Raw genomic sequence first — 18,140 nt, forward strand, 5'->3', positions numbered from 1 at the left:
CATGGCGATCGCACCCATCCGCACCCGTCGCATCGATCCTGACTCGGTGCCGACCACCACCCTCGCAGGTTCGAAGTCGACGAAGTTCACTCGACTGATGCGCCACCTCCTGCTGCTCACGCTCGCGCTCGTCATGCTGTACCCGGTGATCTGGATGCTCTCGAGCTCGTTCAAGCCAGCCGATGAGATCTTCACCAACCCGGGCCTCTGGCCTCGCGAGTGGACTCTCGACAACTACATCAACGGTTGGACGGCTCTGCAGTTCGGCTTCGAGCGCTACTTCCTGAACTCGACGGTCATCGCCGTCGCCGCTGTCGTCGGCAATCTCTTCTCGTGCTCGCTCGCCGCCTTCGCGATCGCTCGCCTGAAGTTTCGCGGAAGCAAGTGGGTGCTCGCGATCGTGCTGCTGACGATCATGCTGCCCTACCACGTCGTCGTCGTGCCGCAGTATGTGGTGTTCTCATCGCTGGGCTGGGTGAACACCTTCTGGCCCTTGATCTTGCCGAAGTTCCTCGCCACCGACGCATTCTTCATCTTCCTCATGGTGCAGTTCATCCGCGCTCTGCCGCGCGAACTCGACGAAGCGGCGCGCATCGATGGGTGCGGCCCGTTCGGCATCTACTTCCGCATCATTCTGCCGCTGACGATGCCGGCGCTCGCAACGACGGCGATCTTCACGTTCATCTGGACCTGGAACGACTTCTTCACCCCGCTCATCTACTTGAACGACCCGGCGGTGCACACCCTGCCGATCGCACTGCGGAGCTTTCTCGACTCGACAGGCATGTCGTCGTTCGGCTCGCTCTTCGCCATGTCGCTCTTGGCACTGGGCCCCATAGTCGGCTTCTTCATCGTGGCCCAGAAGTACCTCGTCGACGGCATCGCCACCACCGGAGCGAAGGGATGACCTCGCCCGTGCTCGAGATCGATCCCCGATCGGCGATCGATCTGAGCTTTCGCATCGATCCCGCGCACTTCAGGTGGGGCGGCGACCGCGTGCTCTCTGAGCGACTCGACGACGGCGCACCCTTCAGCACAACCCGATTCGGTCAGTCTGCGCACGCATTCACCCACGCGGACGCGCCGAGTCACGTGATGGCCGACGGCACCGACCTCGCTGACCTGCCGCTGTCGACGTGGGTCGGCACCGCCACGGTGATCGACGTGAGCTCGTGTGCCGACGACGCCGCTATCACTGCAGACACGCTCGAGCGCACGAACACGCACATCGAGGGCGACGAGATTCTGCTGGTCAGAACCGACTGGGATCGCCGCCGCGATATCGCCGACGCGAGCTATTGGGCAGAGTCTCCGTGGCTCGATCGCTCGGCTGCCGAGTGGTTGCACGAGCGGCGGCCTCGCGCGGTCGGCTTCGACTTTCCGCAAGACGCGGCGATTCGTCGCGCGGTGGCCGGCGAACGGCCCGCGCCCGAAGACTTCGTGACGCACGACGTTCTCTTGCGCCACGGCATCGGTCTCATCGAGTACTTGCGCGGGCTCGACCAGATAGGCGCGCGAGCCCTCCTCGTCGCTGCACCGATCGCCCTCGAGCGTTCTGACGGCGGCCCCTCACGGGCCGTGGCATTCCCTCTCCGAACGGAGAAACCCCCCACACCGCAGCGACCGCTGCAGAAAGGTCATCGTGATCTCACTACATGAGGGGCGCACCAGCGCCTCGCTCAACGGCCCATGGCACTACGCCCTCGACGAGTCGCTCGATGGAGAGTCGGCGGGATGGGCGACGCCGGAGTTCGACGCGTCAGGGTGGAAGAGCCTTGACCTGCCGACCAACTGGTACCTCACTGAGATCGGGGACTTCTTCGGCACCGTCTGGTTCCGACGCACGTTCACTGTGCCCGCAGACTTCGATGGCCAGCGCGTCTTCGTGCGGTTCGGGGCTGTCGACTACTACGCCGACGTCTGGGTCAACGGCCACTACCTGGGGTCGCACGAAGGCATGTTCAACTCATTCGAGTTCGACATCACCGATGTCGTGAACCGCGAGGGCGAGAACGTCATCGTGCTGAAAGACGGCGCGCCGCGTGACGAGACCGAGTACATCCAGGCGGTCTTCAACGACAACCCGCTGTCGACCGACTACAAGAGGCACCAGGCGAAGGCCCTCACGCAGATCAAGGGCCACATGATCGACGCGATGCACCGCCTCGGCTCGATGACGAAGTTTCGTCAAGACGGCACGTCGGGCGGCCCCTGGGGCAGCATCGACCTCATTGCGCGTCCTGATGTCTACGTCGACTATCTGAAGGTCTTCACGCGCATCGGCATGAAGAAAGACTGGTTGGGCGATCAGCTCGACAAGCCAGACGGAACCGGGCTCGTCGCCGTCGACGTCGACATCGTCAACACCACCGGCAAGCCGGTCGAGACGTCAGCTCGCATCGCGATCTCACCGAAGACCTTCGAGGGAGAGACCGTGACCGGGCCAGACCGACGTCTGGTGGTGCAGCCGGGCAAGTCGACGATCAAGCTCGTGCTCACGGTGCCCAAAGCGCGCCTGTGGTGGACGTGGGATCAGGGCCAGCCCGACATGTACACCGCGACGGTCTCGGTCGCCGATGACTCGATCTCGCAAGACTTCGGCATCAAAGAGGTTCGCCACGACGAGCAGACCGGCCACTGGTACCTCAACCACAAGCGCATCTTCCTGCGCGGCATGCGCTACATCACGTCGCAGTGGCTGAGCGAGGGCAACCGAGAGCTCTGGAACGACGACCTCACGAAGATGCTCGACATGCAGATCAACTCGATTCGCATCGGCAGCCACGTCGAACCCGACGAGTTCTACACGATGTGCGACGAAATGGGCTTCTTGGTCTGGCAGGTCTTCCCGCTGCACTACTGCGTGAGCGACTCAGACGACTTCATCGAGCGTGCGTCAGAGATGATTCACGACATGGGCCGCATGCTGGTCAACCACGCGTCGATGGGCATGTGGAGCGTGTTCAAAGAGCCCGAGATCTATCTGCTGCCGGACAAGCCGAACAACTTCTTCCGGTTGTGCCAGATTCTCAAGGAGACGCTGGCGACGGTCGACCCGACAAACTGGATTCACCTCGGCGACTACCGCGAGGGCGCCCAGAACCTCATGATCGGCGGCGTGCAGCCGGGCGACATGGACTTGAGCCAGAAGGTCATCGAGCCCCAGATCGTCGAGTTCGGAGCCGCATCGATTCCGGTGCTCGAAACGCTCAAGACCTTCATTCCCGAAGACAAGCTGTGGCCGCCGCACTGGGACACCTGGGAGTACAACGGGCTGTTCTACGACCTCGCGTTCAAGTTCGCCAAGATCGAACTGGGCAATTCACTCGAAGAGTTCATCGACAACTACCAGTCGTATGAGGCCCTTGTCGTCAAGGAGCAGATCGAGTTCTTCCGCCAGCGCAAGTACTCGCCCGTCGCGTCGATGTACTTGTACTACTGGAGCGACTCGTGCCCGATCATCGGTTCGGGCCTGCTCGATTACTACCGTCGCCCCTACAAGGTGTACGAGTGGATGAAGGCCGTGTACACGCGAGTGCTCGTGAGCCTCGAGCGTGAGGTCACGCCCTACGTGATCGGTCGCGAGAAGGTGTACCAGCCCGGCGAGACCTTCGTGGCGAAGCTCTGGGTCACCAACGACTTCGACCACGCGTTCGAGGGAACAACCGGATCGTGGACGATCACGCACCGCGAGTCGGGAACCGAGGTGGCGAGCCAGTCGTTCCAGGGCACGCTCCCGGCCGACTCGGTCGAGCGCGTCGACTCGGTCATGTGGTTGATTCCGGCCGATGCCGAGCGCGGCGAGTACCGCATCGACATGCTCGTGTCAGACGCCGAGGGCAACGAGCTGTCGCGCAACTTCACCGACATCGTGGTGCGTTGATCAGATGACCGACCAGAGAGTAGTCGTCATCACCGGCTCTGCAAGCGGAATCGGGCAGGCCACCGCGGCCTCCTGGCTTGCTCGAGGTGCCACGGTGCACGGCTGGGATCTCTCTGAGCATCAACCCGACCCGGCGCCCTCGGGGGCGCCGGGTCGGTGGGTGCCGCATCGCGTCGATGTCGGCGACGAAACCGCCATCGTCGAGGCGATGGCAGCCGTCATCGCCTCTGACGGCCGCGTGGATGTGCTCGTGACGAGCGCGGCGGTCGGTTTTCCCGAGCCGTTCGCCGAGATCTCTGCAGATAGCTGGAATCGTGTGCTGCGCATCAACGTGACTGGCACGATGCTCTGCATTCGTGAAGCGCTGCCGGGAATGGTCGAACGCGGTTCGGGGTGCGTCGTGGTGATCTCGTCGATCGCCGGACGCACCAAGAGTGTGGCGAATGGCGCGCACTACACCGTCTCGAAGTACGGCCTCATCGGGCTCACGCGGCATCTTGCTGCCGAGCTCGCCGGCACGGGTGTGCGCATCAACTGCGTCGCACCGGGGCCCACGAACTCTCCGATTCTGACCGCGAACGCTACCGACGACGAACTGCAGTCGATCATCGACCGCACGCCGCTGCGGCGCATCGCCGAACCTGAAGATGTCGCCTCGGTGGTGCTCTTCGCCGCGGATGATCGTGCTCGCCACGTTCACGGCGCGGTGCTCGACGTGAACGGAGGGCTCTACTGATGGCCGGCCATCACGACAGCGCGCCGGGGGCTTTCGTCACGGGCGCGAGCAACGGCATCGGCGAGGCGGTCGTCGATCTCTTGCTCGACGAGGGCTGCACGGTGACGGGGGTCGATCGCACGATGCCGGCCGCGCGCATCGACGCGGCGTTCACGCCCCTCGGCATCGACCTCACCGACCCTGAAGCGCAGCGCGCCGCCGCGCTCGAGGCCGCCGCCAGGTCGGGCGGACAACTGCAGTCTGTCGTCACTCACGCCTTCATGGGCTCTGCGACACCGTTGAGCGAGCTCACGCTTGCCGGGTGGAACGAGCTGCTCGATCTCAACCTGACGGCAGCGATGCTGACGGTGCAGTCGTGCTTGCCGGTGCTCGCAGACCATGGGTCGATCGTCATCACCTCGTCGATCGCCGGTCGGCGATACAGCAGTGTGATGGGGCCGCACTACACGGTGGCGCGGTATGGCCTGATCGGCCTCGGCCGGCACCTCGCCGCCGAGCTGGCCGGCACGGGGGTGCGGGTCAACGTCGTGTGCCCGGGGCCGCCCGATACGCCCGCACTCTGGCAGGTCACGACCGCAGAGCAACGCGAGCGCATCGCCGCGGCCACACCGACCCGGCGCCTTGCTGCACCCCGCGATGTCGCCGAAGCGGTCGTCTTCTTGCTGGGCGATGGCGCGAAGCACATGCACGGCGCCGTCATCGACGTCAACGGCGGGCTCGCCTGACGCGCCCCCTCAGAACATCGCTCGACTAGGTTCTCTCGTCGAAGGGGTGCGGGCCGAGCTCGTCGATCAACTGCTGCACGCGAACGTAGGCTTCGTTGCGGTAGGCGATGAGCTCGGCGATGCGGGCCGGATCGATGTCGCGAAACCCTGCGCCCGTCTTGGTGCCGAGCTTGCCCTGCTCGACGAGCTCGCGCAGAGCATCCGGGGTCGCGAAGCGCTCTGTGAAGCGCGTTTGCAGCGACCGGTAGCAGAATTCGTACACGTCGAGGCCGGCCATGTCGGCGATCGCGAACGGCCCGAAGAAGGGCAGACGCATTCCGAATGTCGTGCGCACGATGAGGTCGATGTCGTCAGCCGTCGCCACCCCTTCTTCCATGAGCTGGGTCGCTTCATGAAAGAGCGCGTACTGCAGGCGGTTGACGACGAAGCCGGTCGCGTCGGTGACGGTTGCCGGTGACTTGCCCGCTGAGCGCAGCAAGGTCGCCACCGCATCGACCGCGCTCGAGCGAGTGCTGTCGTGGGGGATGAGCTCGACGCCGGGAATGAACGGGGCGGGGTTGCTGAAGTGAACTCCGAGAAACCGTTCAGGGTTCTGCACGTGCGTGGCGAGCTCGCCGATCGAGATCGTCGACGTGTTCGAGCCGATGATCGCGGTCGGGTTCGCCGCGCTGATGCGGCCGAGCATCTCGGCTTTGACGGCCGGAATCTCGGGCACTGCCTCCTCGACGAACTCGACCCCCTCGACTGCTTCTTCGACCGATGCCGCTGCTCGCACGTTGCGTGCAATCGTCTCGGCCGCGTCGGCGACGAAGAGCTTCTGCTCGGCGAAAGCGCCAGCTTCGGCGATGATGCGCTCTCGATTCGCGCTCGCGATCTCGGCTGACTGGTCGCTCAGCACCACCGAGCAACCGGCGAGCGCGAGCACTTGAGCGATGCCTCCGCCCATGTAGCCGGAGCCGACAACGGCGATCGTCGAGATGGTCATGATGATGGATGCCCTTCCGTCGAGCTCGCCAGGCGAGCGAGTGCAGCAGCGATGAGTGCGAATGACTGCGCGCCGGGGTCGGCATGCCCGAGGCTGCGTTCGGCGAGCGGTCGTGCACGCCCCCGTTGCGGTGTGAGTGCTGACGTCGACGCGGCGGCGCTGGCGGCTGCGTCGGCAGCCGTGTGCAGCGTTGCAGCGGCCGAACCACCGGTCGACGCGAGAATCGCGTCTCGCCACGGCACCATGCTGTCGAGCATCGTCTTGTCTCCGACCACGGCCCCACCGAGGTCAGAGACTGCCGAGACGGCGGCGCGTGCCGCGTCGTCGAGCATCGTCGAGAGCGAGCCGTGCTCGACGAGCGGGGCGAGCGATCGCAGAATCGCTCCCCAGAGGGCGCCCGACGTGCCGCCCGCCCGGTCGCTCCAGGCTTCGGCGGCGGCCTGCAGCGCGGCTGAGGCGCCCGAGGTCGTAGCGGCCGTCGCTGCCTCGACCGCCGCCGTCGAACCGCGCGTCATGCCGATTCCGTGGTCGCCGTCGCCCGCCACCTGATCGAGTCTGCCCAACTCGTCTTCTGCCGCCATGAGTTCGTCTCGTATCGTCGTCAGCACCTCGACGACGACGGTGGCGCGCATGATCGACGACGGCGATGCATCAGCGAGCGGCCCCGACGGCGACTGCGCAGAGTGAACACGCGGGCGGGAGGAGCGCGAGCCCCTCCCGCCCACAGCCCCACGAAGCGCACCTGGCTTGCGGTATGCCGGGGTGTGCGCTGCGTCGGTCCAGAGGCCCGCGAGCTCGTCGTCGGGCCAGAACAGTGTGAGAGAGACGCCAGACATGTCGAGGCTCGTGACGAGGCGGCCGCATTCGGGCTCCATGATGCGAACACCGTGCGCCTCGAGTCGGCGCGCGACAGCGTTGTAGAGCACGAAGAGCTCTTCGTCGCCGATCGAACCGAGGCTGTTGAGCAGCGGCACCACCCGGTCGTCGGCACCGTCGGGGCGCTCGTCGAGCAGCGGCCCGATGAGCGCGTCGGCGATGCCGTCGACGTCGGCCAGGGGCACGTCTGTGATGGCAGGTTCACCATGGATGCCGAGCCCGATCGACATCATGCCTTCGGCAACTCGGAACAGTGGTTCAGAGGCGCCAGGCAGCGTGCATCCGCCGAATGCGATACCCAACGTGCGCGTGCGCGCGTTCGCCGCCTGCGCGAGGCGCTCGACTGAGTCGAGATCTGCGCCGCGCTCGGCTGCCGCCCCGGCGATCTTGAACACCACGAGATCACCGGCGATGCCGCGCCGCTGACCAGCCTGCGACGCAGGAGCGCTGGCGATGTCGTCGGTGACGAGCACCGTGCGCACCTCGATGCCCATCGTCGAGAGTCGCTGCACCGCTTCACCGAAGTGCAGAACGTCGCCGGCGTAGTTTCCGTAGCTCAGCAGAACCCCGGCACCCGCCTCGACTTCGCTGATGACGTCGACCGCCTGCCGTGCTGACGGTGAGGCGAAGATGTTGCCGCACACCGCTCCCGCCGCGAGGCCTTCGCCGACGAGCCCTGCGAAGGCGGGATAGTGCCCAGACCCCCCGCCGATGACGACCGCGACGTGGCCTTCTGCGAGCGGGTGCGCTCGCACGACTCCGCCATCGACACGTCGCACGAGATCAGCGTGCACTGCGCACAGACCGGCGAGGGCTTCATCGACGAAGTGCTCGGGGTCGCCCACGACCGTGGTCACGTCGGCTCCTCGAGCACGTCGTCGAGGGCCGGCTGCACGACAAGGCTCGCCGCACTCGGCTCGAGACGTTCGGGCAGGATGTACTGCCGCAGGTAGTCGCGGTTGCGAGCGCAGACGCTGAGCCCGTCGCCGCCGTAGTTCTCGAGGCACATCACGCCGCGAAAGCCGAGTTCGATCGCTCGGCCGACCGCCCAGCGGTAGTCGATGATGCCGACGTCCATGGTCGACGGCGCGGTCGACACGATGCTGCCGTCGGCGCTCTCTGAGCGAGAGTAGTTCTTCATGTGCCAGAAGTTCGTGTACGGCAGCGTGGCCTCGAAAGCCTCGCGCCACGACTCGATCGGTCGATGCAGTCGCACGAGATTGCCGATGTCGGGGTTGAGCCCGACCCGCGGATTGTCGATCTCGGTGACCAGTCGAACAGCGCTCTCTGCCGTGCCGAGGAAGGTGTCTTCGTACATCTCGAGTGACAGCACGATGCCCAGCGACTCGGCGTGGGCACCCAGTTCACGCAGCCGCGCGACGGCATCGCTCCACCGTTCGGCGCGATCCACGTGCCCAGTCGCCGTCCAGAACCACAACTGCCGCTGCTGCTCGGCGCTGAGAGCCTGGTGCAGACCCACCGAGACAGTGGTGATGCCGAGTTCAGCCGCGGCGTCGATCGAACGGTGCGAGTAGGCGAGGTTCGCATCACCCTCTCGATCGTCGATGACGCTGCGGCGGATCACCGAGAGAGATGCCGCGCGCAGACCGTGGTCGTTGAGTGCTGCCGTGAGGCCAGCAAGGCCCTCGGCACCGAGATCTCCCGGGCGAATCCAACTGTCGGTGAGGTCGATGCGCGTGAAGCCGCAGCGGCGAACCTCGCCCAGGGGGCCGTGCCAGGCCTCTTCTCCGGCGTGCGTTGCGTCTCGGCCATGACGATCGGTGCTGGCGAAGGGCAACGCCGCTGCAGCGATCGGCCAGGTCGAGCGCGTGAGCGTGGCGTCATTCGTCATCGACGGTCACCTCCGGTCTGAGGGTTCGGCGAGGTCCGACTGCCCGCACGCCGCCGGTGAGCTCGATCGACACAGCGCGCCCTTCGTCGGCGCTCGAGAGTGCCGCGCGCAAGTGGAGCTCGCCTGGTTCGACGATACGGTAGCCGTGCAGGCCCGTGAACGAGAAGCAGTCGCTCGAGATCGCCATCGTGACGGTGCGAGTCTCGCCCGCCGTGAGCGCCAGGCGTCGAAAGCCGATCAGTCGAGTGACCGGCTGCACCACTTGCGCAACGGGGTCATCGACATACAGCTGCACGACGGTCTCGCCGTCGCGCTCGCCGGTGTTCGTGACGCTCATCGTCGCTGTGACGCTCGCATTCACCGCGACGCGATCTCGATCGACCTCGAGGGCCGTGACGTCGAAGGTGGTGTAGGAGGCACCGTGGCCGAAGGGGTAGGCGGGCGACACTGAGATGCTCGAAATGCGATCGCCGTCTTTGCCGAGCGGCGGTGCTAGGTAGGTGTGCGGCAGGGCGTCGGGCGTACGGGGAATCTCGACCGGCAGGTGGCCGCTCGGCACGACTGCGCCGCTCATGACCGCGGCGATCGCGTCGGCGCCTTCTGCACCCGGCATGAACGATTGGATGCTCGCAGCACTCACCGCGTCGACCTCACCCAGCGCGTACGGTCGTCCCGACACGCACAGCAGAATGACGGGTGTGCCGGTGCTCGCCAGTTCGAGCACCAGTTCTTGCTGCACACCCGGAAGGCGCAGGTCGGGTGCGTCGGAGCCTTCGCCCGATGTGCCTTCGCCGAACATGCCCGCTCGGTCACCGACAACGACGATGACGACGTCACTCGAGCGTGCGAGGTCGCGCGTCTCGGCGAACCCGGATGTGTCGAGCGAGTCGAGCTCGCAGCCGCGAGCGACAGTGATCGTCGACGATGGCAGAGCGTCGCGGAGCGCATCAGGAAGGCTCCGCAGGGGGATTCCCCATTCGAGCTCCGGGTGCCGCGGAAGCACGTGGATCGGAAACGAGTAGCACCCCAGGTATGAACTGGGGTCATCGGCGCACGGGCCGATGAGTGCGATGCGCTGAGGCCGATCGGCGAGTGGCAGCACGCCCTCACGGTTCTGCAGCAGCACGATCGAGCGCTCGGCGATCTCGCGGGCGATCGATCGGTTGCGAGGCGAGTCGAGGTCGACGAGCGCGGGCGCGGCAGGCTGCCAGCCTTCGTCGAGCAACCCGAGCTGGGCCTTCTGCGTCAGCACGCGCAGAGCAGCGCGATCGATGAGCGAGCTGTCGAGCACCCCATCGTCGACGGCGCTCTCGAGCTCGGCGAACCCCATCGTGTACGGCAGCTCGACGTCGAGGCCTGCTCGCAGAGCGAGCACGGCTGCGTCTCGCAGGGTGGCGGCGACCCGATGCTTCGAGCCGAGAAACGGCACCGACCAGTAGTCGGAGACGACGGTTCCGTCGAAACCCCACTCAGTTCGCAGAATCGAGGTGAGCAGTCTCGGGTCTGCAGCCGATGGCACGCCATCGAGGTCGGTGTACGAGTTCATGACGCTGCGCGCGCCGCCGAGCCTGATCGCACTCTCGAACGGCGGCAAGACGATGTCGGCGAGTTGCCGCGGGCCCAGGTCGACCGGCGCATGGTTGCGGCCACCGCGTGAGCCGGCGTGGCCGGCGAAGTGCTTGAGCGTGGCGATGATGCCCGTGCTCTCGAGCCCTCGAACGTACGCGGTGCCGAGTTCGGCAACGACGTGCGGGTCTTCGCCGAGCGTCTCTTCGACCCGGCCCCAGCGGTAGTCGCGCACGACGTCGAGAACAGGCGCGAGCGCCTGGTGCACCCCGAGCGCCCGCAAGTCGTCTCCGATCGCGCTGGCCATGCGCTCGACGAGCTCTGGGTCGAAGGTCGCCGCCCACGCGATCGCGGCCGGATACACCGTGGCGCCGAGAGTCGTGACGCCGGTGAGGCACTCTTCGTGCGCGATCGCAGGAATGCCGAAGCGATTGCTGCCGATCACGGTGAGCTGCGAGTCGTGCAGCGCGGCCATGCCGTCGATCGACGGCACCGGCTCAGTGCCGAACACTCGAGTCAGGTGCCCGAGCCCGCGTGCGGCCGACTGCTCGAGCGTGGGGCGCGCTACGCGCCGGAACCCCTCTTGACCTGGCGCGATCACCGCGCCGTCGTCGCGCCGGTCTTCCCAGTGCGATCCGAGCTGAGCGATCTTCTCGGCAGTGGTCATCTCGTCGAGAAGTGCCTGAGCTCGCTCTCGCGGCGACAGCGAGGGGTCGTGCCATCTCGCGCGCACCGTCGACGAGAGCCGTTCTGCCGGTGCCGTGCTCATCGGTGAGGCTCGACGATCGCCTTGATGTGGCCAGACGCCGGGTTGAGCTCGAGCGCTGACTGCGCGTCGGCGAGCGCGTGCCGACTCGTCACGAGCGCGTCGAGCTCGACGGCGCCAGACGCGGCCAGATCGAGTGCAGCCGGCCAGGTCGATGCGTATCGGAAGGTGCCCGTCACAGAGATCTCATACCGCTGAATGCGAGAGACCGGAAGCACAGCCTCATCGGCACCCATCCCGACGAGCACAGCTCGACCACCGGCGCCCAACGCACCAATACCGCCCGCGACCGCCGGGGCGGCACCGGAGCATTCGATGAGCATGTCGGCGCTCGGAAGCGGGTCGGTGCCAGCGAGGTGCGTCGACGTCGCGCCCAGAGCCGCGGCGGTGTCGAGTCGCTGCTGTGCGACATCAGACACTGCGACATTCGTGCAACCAAGAGCTCGAGCGACCTGCAGAACGAGCAGCCCCACCGGCCCGGCGCCGGTGACGAGCAGTCGCTCACCGGGCCGCACGTTGGCTTTGCGGCACGCCCAGTAGGCGACCGACAGGGGCTCGAGCAACGCGCCGGCCGCAGTGCTCACAGTGTCGGGCAGCGCGGTGACGAAGTCTGACGGCACCGCCACGAACTCGGCGAACGCGCCGTCGACGGGAGGGGTCGCGAAGAACTGCACATCGGGGCACAGGTTGTATGCCCCCGACCGGCAGGCTCGGCAGTGACGGCACGGAACACCCGGCTCGATGCTCACTCGTGAACCCACGAGCGAGTCGGCGACGCCGTCTCCGACGTCGACGACAGTGCCAGCCGCTTCATGGCCGAGCACGAGCGGAGCATCCACCACGAAATCTCCGACTCGACCGTGCTGGTAGTAGTGCACGTCTGAGCCGCACACGCCGACCGCTTCGACCCTCACCAGCACCTCACCCGCAGCAGCACTCGGGGTCGGGCGCTGTTCGATCACGAGATCGCGAGCCGCGCGCAAGACACTGGCGCGCATCATCGACGGAATCTCGGGCACGGTGATCACTCTCCTGTGAATCGGGGGGGCTGCCGAGCGATGAACGACTGCACTCCGTTGCGGAAGTCGGCGCTGGAGTACACACGGTCGAAGACGTCATCGACGGCGACGTCGCCCGTCGCGGCGTCGAGTCGAGCCTGAAACTCCTTGATCGACGCGACGGTGAGGGGAGCGGCGGCGGCGAGTCGCTCGACCGTTCGCTGCACCTCGTTCTGCAGGGAATCATCGTCGACGAGTCGAGAGATGAACCCCGCCGCGAGCGCCTCGTCTGCATCGATGATGCGCCCCGTCATGAGCAGCTCGGTGGCGAGCCGGCGGCCGAGCAGCGCGTGCAGCCGGGCGATGGAGGTGGCCGAGATCGTATTGCCGATCGTGTGCGCGATCGGTGACCCGAAACGCGAGGCCGGCGAAGCGATCACGATGTCGCTGAGCGCAGCCAGCACGAGGCCGCCACCGACGCAGACGCCTTCGACGACTGCGACGATCGGGATGCGCAGCGCTGCGAGAGCCGACTGCACCTGCCGCATGGCGGCCTCGTAGCGCACTCCGTCGGCACCGCTCTCGATCGCGGCGAGCTCGCGAATGTCGGTTCCCCCCGCGAAGTGGCCGTCGCCGCCGCGCAGCACGAGCACTCGCACGGTCGCGTCATCGCGCACGCGCTCGAGCTCAGTCTGCAGCGCGTCGTACATCGCGTAGTCGATGGCGTTGCGCTTGCCCGCATTCGACAGGGTGATCGTGACGACCGCCTCACGCCGGTCGATGAGAACCTCACCGGTCATGCCGGGTCTCCGGCTGCCTGCTCGCCGAGAAGCTCTGCCCGGTGCTCGTCGAGCAGAGGCGGGTGCCGCCGAGCTGCGGCCGGAGTGCCGCTGAACTTGACGGGAAAGCCGAGCGTGCTCACTTCGCCTTCGACGGGGTGAGGGATCGTCTGCACCATCTCTCGAGCGAGTGTGTGCGGGTCGTCGAGCACGCGGTCATAGGTCTGCACGAGCCCCGCCGGAACCCCGGCTGCGAGCAGCTTCTCGACCCACACCTCTGAGGTGTCGGTCGAGAGCGCCGAGCCGATGATCTCGGCAAGTTCTGCGCGATTCGCCATGCGATCGGGATTGGTGGCGAACCGCGCATCGTCGCGCAGGTCTTCCCGGCCGAGAGCGGTGCACAGGTACCCCCACAGGCGCTGATTGTTGGCCCCGACCGTGATCCATCCGTCGCTCGTCGGAAACGCCTGATACGGAGCAGACATGCGGTGTGCTGAGCCGGTCGCGACAGGCACGTTTCCGCTCGCCCAGTACTCGGTGGCTTCCCACACTGAGAATGCGATCGCACTGTCGTAGAGCGATGTTTCGAGATACTGGCCCTCTCCTGTGCGCAGCTTGTGCGCGTACGCGGCGAGAATGCCGTATGTGCAGAAGAGTCCGGCACCGATGTCGGCCACGGGCACGCCCGCTTTGACAGGTTCGCCGCCCGGATTGCCGGTGATGCCCATGATTCCGGCCATGCCCTGTGCGATGAGGTCGTATCCCGGTCGGGTGGCGTATGGCCCGTAGTGACCGAACCCGGTGATCGAGGCGAAGATGATCGAGGGCTCGATGGCTCGCAGCGATTCGTAGTCGATGCCCAGTCGCTTCGTGACGCCGGGTCGGTAGTTCTCGATGACGACATCCGCTCCGCGCACGAGCGAGTGCAGTTCGGCGAGGCCGTCGGGTTCGCGAAGGTCGATCACCACGCTCTTCTTGTTGCGATTGAGCGCGAAGAACGCGGGGCCGTCGTCACCCTTGCCCGACCGGCCCCACGAGTGGCGTGTCTGATCGCCTCCGCCGGGGGGCTCGACCTTGATGACCTCGGCGCCGAGGTCGGCCAGCAGCATGGTGCTGAAGGGGCCGGCCATCACCTGGGTGAGGTCGATCACGCGCATGCCGTCGAGGGCCCCGGGGTTGACCGCCGTCATGACGTCTCCTTCATCGTCGCAACAGGTGCTGCGAGCGGCGCGTCGCCCATCAACGAGTCGAGGTCTCCGTCGATCGCGGCTTCGACCAGCCGACTCGCGCTCTCGATCGTGAGAACTCGTGGATTGTTCTCTGAGAGGCGCACGGCGCGCAGTCCGCTTGCCGCGATCGCGCCCGCACGTTCTCTGGCTACGCCCATCTCGCCCAGAGTACGGGGAATTCCTATGCCGGCCAGAAAGTCGGCGACGAGGCGGGGGGCTCTGCGCGAGAGAGCGTCATCGTCACCCTCCGCACCGAACACCCGCGCGATCCGGGCCATCTCCTCCACGCGTTCGGAGCGATTGAACGCCATCACGTACGGAAGCAGGCAGCCGACCCCGACGCCGTGCGGCGTCGACGTCTCGGCGCCGATCGGGTACTGCAGGGCGTGGGCTGCCGCCGTACCGGCGGTGCCGAAGGCCATGCCGGCCAAGAGCGATCCGTACATCGACTGCGAGCGAGCGCGAGCGTTGAGCGGGTCAGCGTAGGCGATCGGCAGCCCTTCGACGATGGCGGCGATTCCCTCGAGTGCCAGTGAGTCGGTGAGCGCACTGCGGCCGACGAAGACTCGCTCTCGTGCGAGGTCTGCATCGCCCGTGCGCGATCGAGCCGTGTACGACTCGATGCAGTGCGCGAGGGCATCCGCCCCCGCGCTCGCGGTGACCGACGGCGGGCACGAGTAGGTGAGCTCGGGGTCGCAGATCGCGACGACGGGGATCAGCTCAGGGCTTGAGATGCCCACTTTGGTGCCGAGATCGGAGTCTGTGACGACGGCGACCGGGGTGGCCTCAGAACCCGTGCCGGCCGTCGTGGGCACGGCGATGAGCGGCACGTTCGGACCAGGAACTCGGAATTCGCCGTAGTAGTCAGATGGCGTGCCACCGTGACGCAGCATGGTCGCGACGACTTTGCCGAGGTCGATGCAGCTGCCGCCTCCGACGGTGATGACCAGGTCGCGGTCGAGATCGCGAGCGAAGTCAGTGGCGCGAATCGCGAGTTCTGACGGCAGTTCTGGGGTGACCTCGGCCCAGACTGCGGTCTCGACCCCAGCCTTCTCGAGTTGATGAAGCATCTCGTTCAACTCATCCGAGTTCGCCAAGTGCTGGTCGACGACGAGCAGTGCCTTGCTACCTTCGCGTGCAGCAACCCAGGGGAGCGCAGCGCACATGCCCGGCCCGAACATGATCTCGCGGGGTGAGCGCAGCAGTGCCAGCATCAGTCGTGCACCTGCGGGCCTGATCGCCGCGTCGCGTCGGCGGGATTCTCGCACTTCATCGTGGTCCCGGGGTCTCAAGGGTGTGAATACGATCCGATCGGATCTGATGTGATCGACACTATGACTCCCATCTAGCCCTGTCAAGTCAGCGAGAAACGCCGAGCGACTGTTGCCTCTGGCGTGAAGGGGGTGCCGCGCAATACGATCTGATCGACAGCCCTCAACCGGTCGCTCACGAAAACAGAAGAGGGGAGCGCTGCTCATGACCACTGAACAGCAGGCGCCCGCGCCCGAGATCGCGGTGACTCGCGGGCGAAAGGCTCAGCCACCGATCGGCGGCGAGGTCTACGAAGAGCTGCTCTCTCGCATTCTCGCCTCGCAGATCGGGCCCGGTGGCCGCATCACGATCGATGCGATCGCCCGAGAGCTCGGGGTCTCGCAGACTCCCATTCGCGAGGCGCTGCACCGCCTCGAGGCCGACGGTGTGGTCGTGCGCACTCACATGGCCGGCTACCGCGTTGCACCGAAGATCACTCGAGAGCAGTTCGAGAATCTCGTCGAAGTGCGCCTGCTGCTCGAGCCGGCCGCCGCCCGTCGCGCCGCCGAGCGCGTGACAGACGATGAGCTGGCGGCTCTCCGATCAGTCGCCGACTCGATGACGCCGAGCATGATCGCCACATCGGGCGAGCGCGGCTATGCGCTGTTCTCGCAGAGAGACGCGCTGCTGCACGACGCGATCGCCGAAGGGGGGCGCAACTCGTTCATTCGCGACTCGCTCGCTCGGCTGCACACCCATGTGCACCTGTTCCGTCTCGCCGACCATGCGAACATCACCGAGCGCGCGATTGGCGAGCACGCCGAGATCATCGCGGCGATCGGTCGTCGAGACCCTGATGCGGCAGCGTATGCCATGCGACACCACGTCGAAGCATCGGCCGAGCGGTTTCGCACGGCCTTCGACTGAGGCCTGTCGCGCAGGCCGCGACGCCGTTAGGCGTCGAGACCGATGTACTTCTCCTCGAGAAACTCGAGGATGCCCTCCGAGCTGCCTTCTCGCCCCAGCCCGCTCTGCTTCATGCCGCCGAATGGCGCCGCGGGGTCGCTGAGCACGCCGCGGTTCACGCCGACCATGCCCGCGTCGAGTCGTTGCGCGACGGCGAGCGCTTCGCCCTCCTCGCCGTAGACATAGGCGATGAGACCGTACTCGGTGTCGTTGGCCCATGAGACCGCGTCGTCGATGTCGTCGAAGGGGACGACCGCCGTCACCGGCCCGAAGATCTCGGTGCGCGTGATGGTAGACCCATGCTCGACGTCGAGGAGCATGGTCGCCGGATAGAACGCCCCGGGCTCGATGGGGGTGCCTCCGAGCACGATGCGGGCGCCCTCGTGCTCTGCCGTCGCGACGAGCTCTGCCACCTTGTCGCGCTCAGCCGTCGACACGAGCGCGCCGAGACGATTGCCCTCATCGAGACCGGGCCCTACCGCGTAGTCTCGCAACCTGTCACGGAGCTTGGTCGTGAACTCGTCGTGCACGCTGCGGTGCACGTAGAAGCGGTTCGCTGCGGTGCAGGCAGAACCGCCGTTGCGCATCTTGGCCACCTCGGCTCCGGCCACTGCGGCGTCGACGTCGGCGCTGGCGAGCACCACGAAGGGTGCATTGCCCCCGAGCTCCATCGAGGCGCTGACGACGCGGTCGGCGGCTTCGTGCAGCAGCACTCGGCCGACCTCGGTCGAACCGGTGAATGAGAGCTTGGCCACCGCCGGGTGATGAAGCATCGCCGACACGGCTGGTCCCGTCGGCACCGGTGTGACGAGATTGACGACGCCCTTGGGCACGCCTGCTCGCTCGAGCGTCGCGACGATGTGCGCCGCCGTCAGCGGCGTCTCGCGCGCGGGTTTGAGAATGCACGTGCATCCGGCAGCGAGAGCCGGCGCAATCTTGCGCGTCGCCATCGCCGCAGGAAAGTTCCATGGCGTGATGAGCACCGAGACGCCGATGGGTTGGCGCGTGACGACGATGCGCTTGTCGCCCGACGGTGAGAGGCGGTAGTCGCCGCCGATGCGCACGGCTTCTTCAGAGAACCAGCGGAAGAACTCGGTCGCGTAGTCGGCCTCTGCGCGAGCATCCGCCAGCGCCTTGCCGTTCTCTCGCACGATGAGTCGCGCGATCTCTTCGCGATCTTCGCGCAGCAGTTCGAAGGCGTGCCGCAAGATCTCAGCGCGCTCACGCGGCGCCGTCGCGGCCCACCCCGCGGCCGCGCGGTCAGCCGCTTCGACTGCGTCGATGCAGTCTTGCTCGGTCGCGATGGCGACCTCGGTGATCGTGCTGCCGTCTGAGGGGTCGAGCACCGCGAAGCGGCCGCCGTCGGCGCCCGGTCGCCATGCGCCGTCGATGTAGAGATCGGTATACAGGGGCATCGTCGAACCTTTCGCGGGGATGATGCGGGGACGGGCACCGAGTCGTCCGCGGTGTGGTGCGCCTCGACCGTGCGTGTTATCGTATCGTATCGTATTCGCGTCTCGATGAGGAG

The 18,140-nt window shown here is 66.5% G+C and carries 15 protein-coding genes; 6 read left to right on the forward strand and 9 right to left on the reverse strand.

The genetic code is table 11. The annotated features are described in order from the left end of the window. Position 1: 1 nt before the first annotated feature. Genes KIT89_RS12245 through KIT89_RS12265 form a run of 5 tightly spaced genes read left to right on the forward strand, consistent with a single transcriptional unit; the run spans position 2 to position 5,344 of the window. Positions 2 to 907 carry a carbohydrate ABC transporter permease gene (locus KIT89_RS12245; protein WP_297602042.1) on the forward strand — a complete coding sequence of 302 codons (906 nt, stop codon included), beginning with the start codon at positions 2 to 4 and terminating at the stop codon, positions 905 to 907. Continuing rightward, positions 904 to 1,659: a cyclase family protein gene (locus tag KIT89_RS12250; protein WP_297602044.1), complete on the forward strand. Its 756-nt coding sequence runs from the start codon at positions 904 to 906 to the stop codon at positions 1,657 to 1,659. The genes KIT89_RS12245 and KIT89_RS12250 overlap by 4 nt, the downstream gene beginning before the upstream one ends. Then, a complete protein-coding gene (locus tag KIT89_RS12255) occupies positions 1,643 to 3,883 on the forward strand; it encodes a glycoside hydrolase family 2 protein (RefSeq protein WP_297602047.1) in 2,241 nt (746 codons plus the stop codon). Before KIT89_RS12250 ends, KIT89_RS12255 begins: the two co-directional genes overlap by 17 nt. A 4-nt stretch (positions 3,884 to 3,887) precedes the next feature. Next, positions 3,888 to 4,619 (forward strand): SDR family NAD(P)-dependent oxidoreductase, encoded by a 732-nt coding sequence (locus KIT89_RS12260; RefSeq protein ID WP_297602049.1) that lies wholly within the window; start codon positions 3,888 to 3,890, stop codon positions 4,617 to 4,619. Then, positions 4,619 to 5,344: an SDR family oxidoreductase gene (locus tag KIT89_RS12265; protein WP_297602050.1), complete on the forward strand. Its 726-nt coding sequence runs from the start codon at positions 4,619 to 4,621 to the stop codon at positions 5,342 to 5,344. The genes KIT89_RS12260 and KIT89_RS12265 overlap by 1 nt, the downstream gene beginning before the upstream one ends. A 25-nt stretch (positions 5,345 to 5,369) precedes the next feature. Here KIT89_RS12265 and KIT89_RS12270 read toward each other — a convergent pair whose 3' ends face one another. Genes KIT89_RS12270 through KIT89_RS12305 form a run of 8 tightly spaced genes read right to left on the reverse strand, consistent with a single transcriptional unit; the run spans position 5,370 to position 15,609 of the window. Continuing rightward, the gene (locus KIT89_RS12270) at positions 5,370 to 6,329 is read right to left on the reverse strand and encodes a 3-hydroxyacyl-CoA dehydrogenase family protein (protein ID WP_297602051.1); all 960 of its coding nucleotides are present in this window, start codon (positions 6,327 to 6,329) and stop codon (positions 5,370 to 5,372) included. Then, positions 6,326 to 8,062, reverse strand: coding sequence for a dihydroxyacetone kinase family protein (locus tag KIT89_RS12275; RefSeq protein ID WP_297602052.1), 1,737 nt, complete (start codon positions 8,060 to 8,062; stop codon positions 6,326 to 6,328). Before KIT89_RS12275 ends, KIT89_RS12270 begins: the two co-directional genes overlap by 4 nt. Then, complete coding sequence (locus tag KIT89_RS12280; RefSeq protein ID WP_297602053.1) at positions 8,059 to 9,057, reverse strand: sugar phosphate isomerase/epimerase; 999 nt, start codon at positions 9,055 to 9,057, stop codon at positions 8,059 to 8,061. The genes KIT89_RS12275 and KIT89_RS12280 overlap by 4 nt, the downstream gene beginning before the upstream one ends. Beyond that, entirely contained in the window at positions 9,047 to 11,392 is a 2,346-nt protein-coding gene (locus KIT89_RS12285) for a glycoside hydrolase family 3 N-terminal domain-containing protein (protein WP_297602054.1), read from the reverse strand. Before KIT89_RS12285 ends, KIT89_RS12280 begins: the two co-directional genes overlap by 11 nt. After that, complete coding sequence (locus KIT89_RS12290) at positions 11,389 to 12,408, reverse strand: NAD(P)-dependent alcohol dehydrogenase (protein WP_367275875.1); 1,020 nt, start codon at positions 12,406 to 12,408, stop codon at positions 11,389 to 11,391. The genes KIT89_RS12285 and KIT89_RS12290 overlap by 4 nt, the downstream gene beginning before the upstream one ends. Before the next feature lie 5 nt (positions 12,409 to 12,413). Next, positions 12,414 to 13,187 (reverse strand): enoyl-CoA hydratase-related protein, encoded by a 774-nt coding sequence (locus tag KIT89_RS12295; protein WP_297602058.1) that lies wholly within the window; start codon positions 13,185 to 13,187, stop codon positions 12,414 to 12,416. Then, positions 13,184 to 14,356: a CaiB/BaiF CoA-transferase family protein gene (locus KIT89_RS12300; protein WP_297602060.1), complete on the reverse strand. Its 1,173-nt coding sequence runs from the start codon at positions 14,354 to 14,356 to the stop codon at positions 13,184 to 13,186. Before KIT89_RS12300 ends, KIT89_RS12295 begins: the two co-directional genes overlap by 4 nt. After that, entirely contained in the window at positions 14,353 to 15,609 is a 1,257-nt protein-coding gene (locus KIT89_RS12305; RefSeq protein WP_297602062.1) for an iron-containing alcohol dehydrogenase, read from the reverse strand. The genes KIT89_RS12300 and KIT89_RS12305 overlap by 4 nt, the downstream gene beginning before the upstream one ends. A gap of 262 nt (positions 15,610 to 15,871) precedes the next feature. On the opposite strand from KIT89_RS12305, the gene KIT89_RS12310 reads away from it, so the two are divergent. Further along, positions 15,872 to 16,573, forward strand: a complete 702-nt coding sequence (locus KIT89_RS12310) for a GntR family transcriptional regulator (protein WP_297602064.1) — start codon at positions 15,872 to 15,874, stop codon at positions 16,571 to 16,573. 26 nt (positions 16,574 to 16,599) lie between these two features. Here KIT89_RS12310 and KIT89_RS12315 read toward each other — a convergent pair whose 3' ends face one another. Further along, a complete protein-coding gene (locus KIT89_RS12315) occupies positions 16,600 to 18,027 on the reverse strand; it encodes an NAD-dependent succinate-semialdehyde dehydrogenase (protein ID WP_297602066.1) in 1,428 nt (475 codons plus the stop codon). Between the last annotated feature and the right edge of the window lie 113 nt (positions 18,028 to 18,140).

It is taken from the genome of Microcella sp. (assembly GCF_025808395.1).
In the GTDB taxonomy this organism is placed as follows: Bacteria; Actinomycetota; Actinomycetes; order Actinomycetales; family Microbacteriaceae; genus Microcella.

Coding starts and splice junctions, on each gene's coding strand:
- KIT89_RS12245 (WP_297602042.1), top strand. CDS start 2: ATGGCGATCGCACCCATCCGCACCCGTCGCATCGATCCTGACTCGGTG.
- KIT89_RS12265 (WP_297602050.1), top strand. CDS start 4,619: ATGGCCGGCCATCACGACAGCGCGCCGGGGGCTTTCGTCACGGGCGCG.
- KIT89_RS12285 (WP_297602054.1), bottom strand. CDS start 11,392: ATGAGCACGGCACCGGCAGAACGGCTCTCGTCGACGGTGCGCGCGAGA.
- KIT89_RS12300 (WP_297602060.1), bottom strand. CDS start 14,356: ATGACGGCGGTCAACCCCGGGGCCCTCGACGGCATGCGCGTGATCGAC.
- KIT89_RS12315 (WP_297602066.1), bottom strand. CDS start 18,027: ATGCCCCTGTATACCGATCTCTACATCGACGGCGCATGGCGACCGGGC.
- KIT89_RS12260 (WP_297602049.1), top strand. CDS start 3,888: ATGACCGACCAGAGAGTAGTCGTCATCACCGGCTCTGCAAGCGGAATC.
- KIT89_RS12295 (WP_297602058.1), bottom strand. CDS start 13,187: ATGACCGGTGAGGTTCTCATCGACCGGCGTGAGGCGGTCGTCACGATC.
- KIT89_RS12310 (WP_297602064.1), top strand. CDS start 15,872: ATGACCACTGAACAGCAGGCGCCCGCGCCCGAGATCGCGGTGACTCGC.
- KIT89_RS12280 (WP_297602053.1), bottom strand. CDS start 9,057: ATGACGAATGACGCCACGCTCACGCGCTCGACCTGGCCGATCGCTGCA.
- KIT89_RS12250 (WP_297602044.1), top strand. CDS start 904: ATGACCTCGCCCGTGCTCGAGATCGATCCCCGATCGGCGATCGATCTG.
- KIT89_RS12305 (WP_297602062.1), bottom strand. CDS start 15,609: ATGCTGGCACTGCTGCGCTCACCCCGCGAGATCATGTTCGGGCCGGGC.
- KIT89_RS12270 (WP_297602051.1), bottom strand. CDS start 6,329: ATGACCATCTCGACGATCGCCGTTGTCGGCTCCGGCTACATGGGCGGA.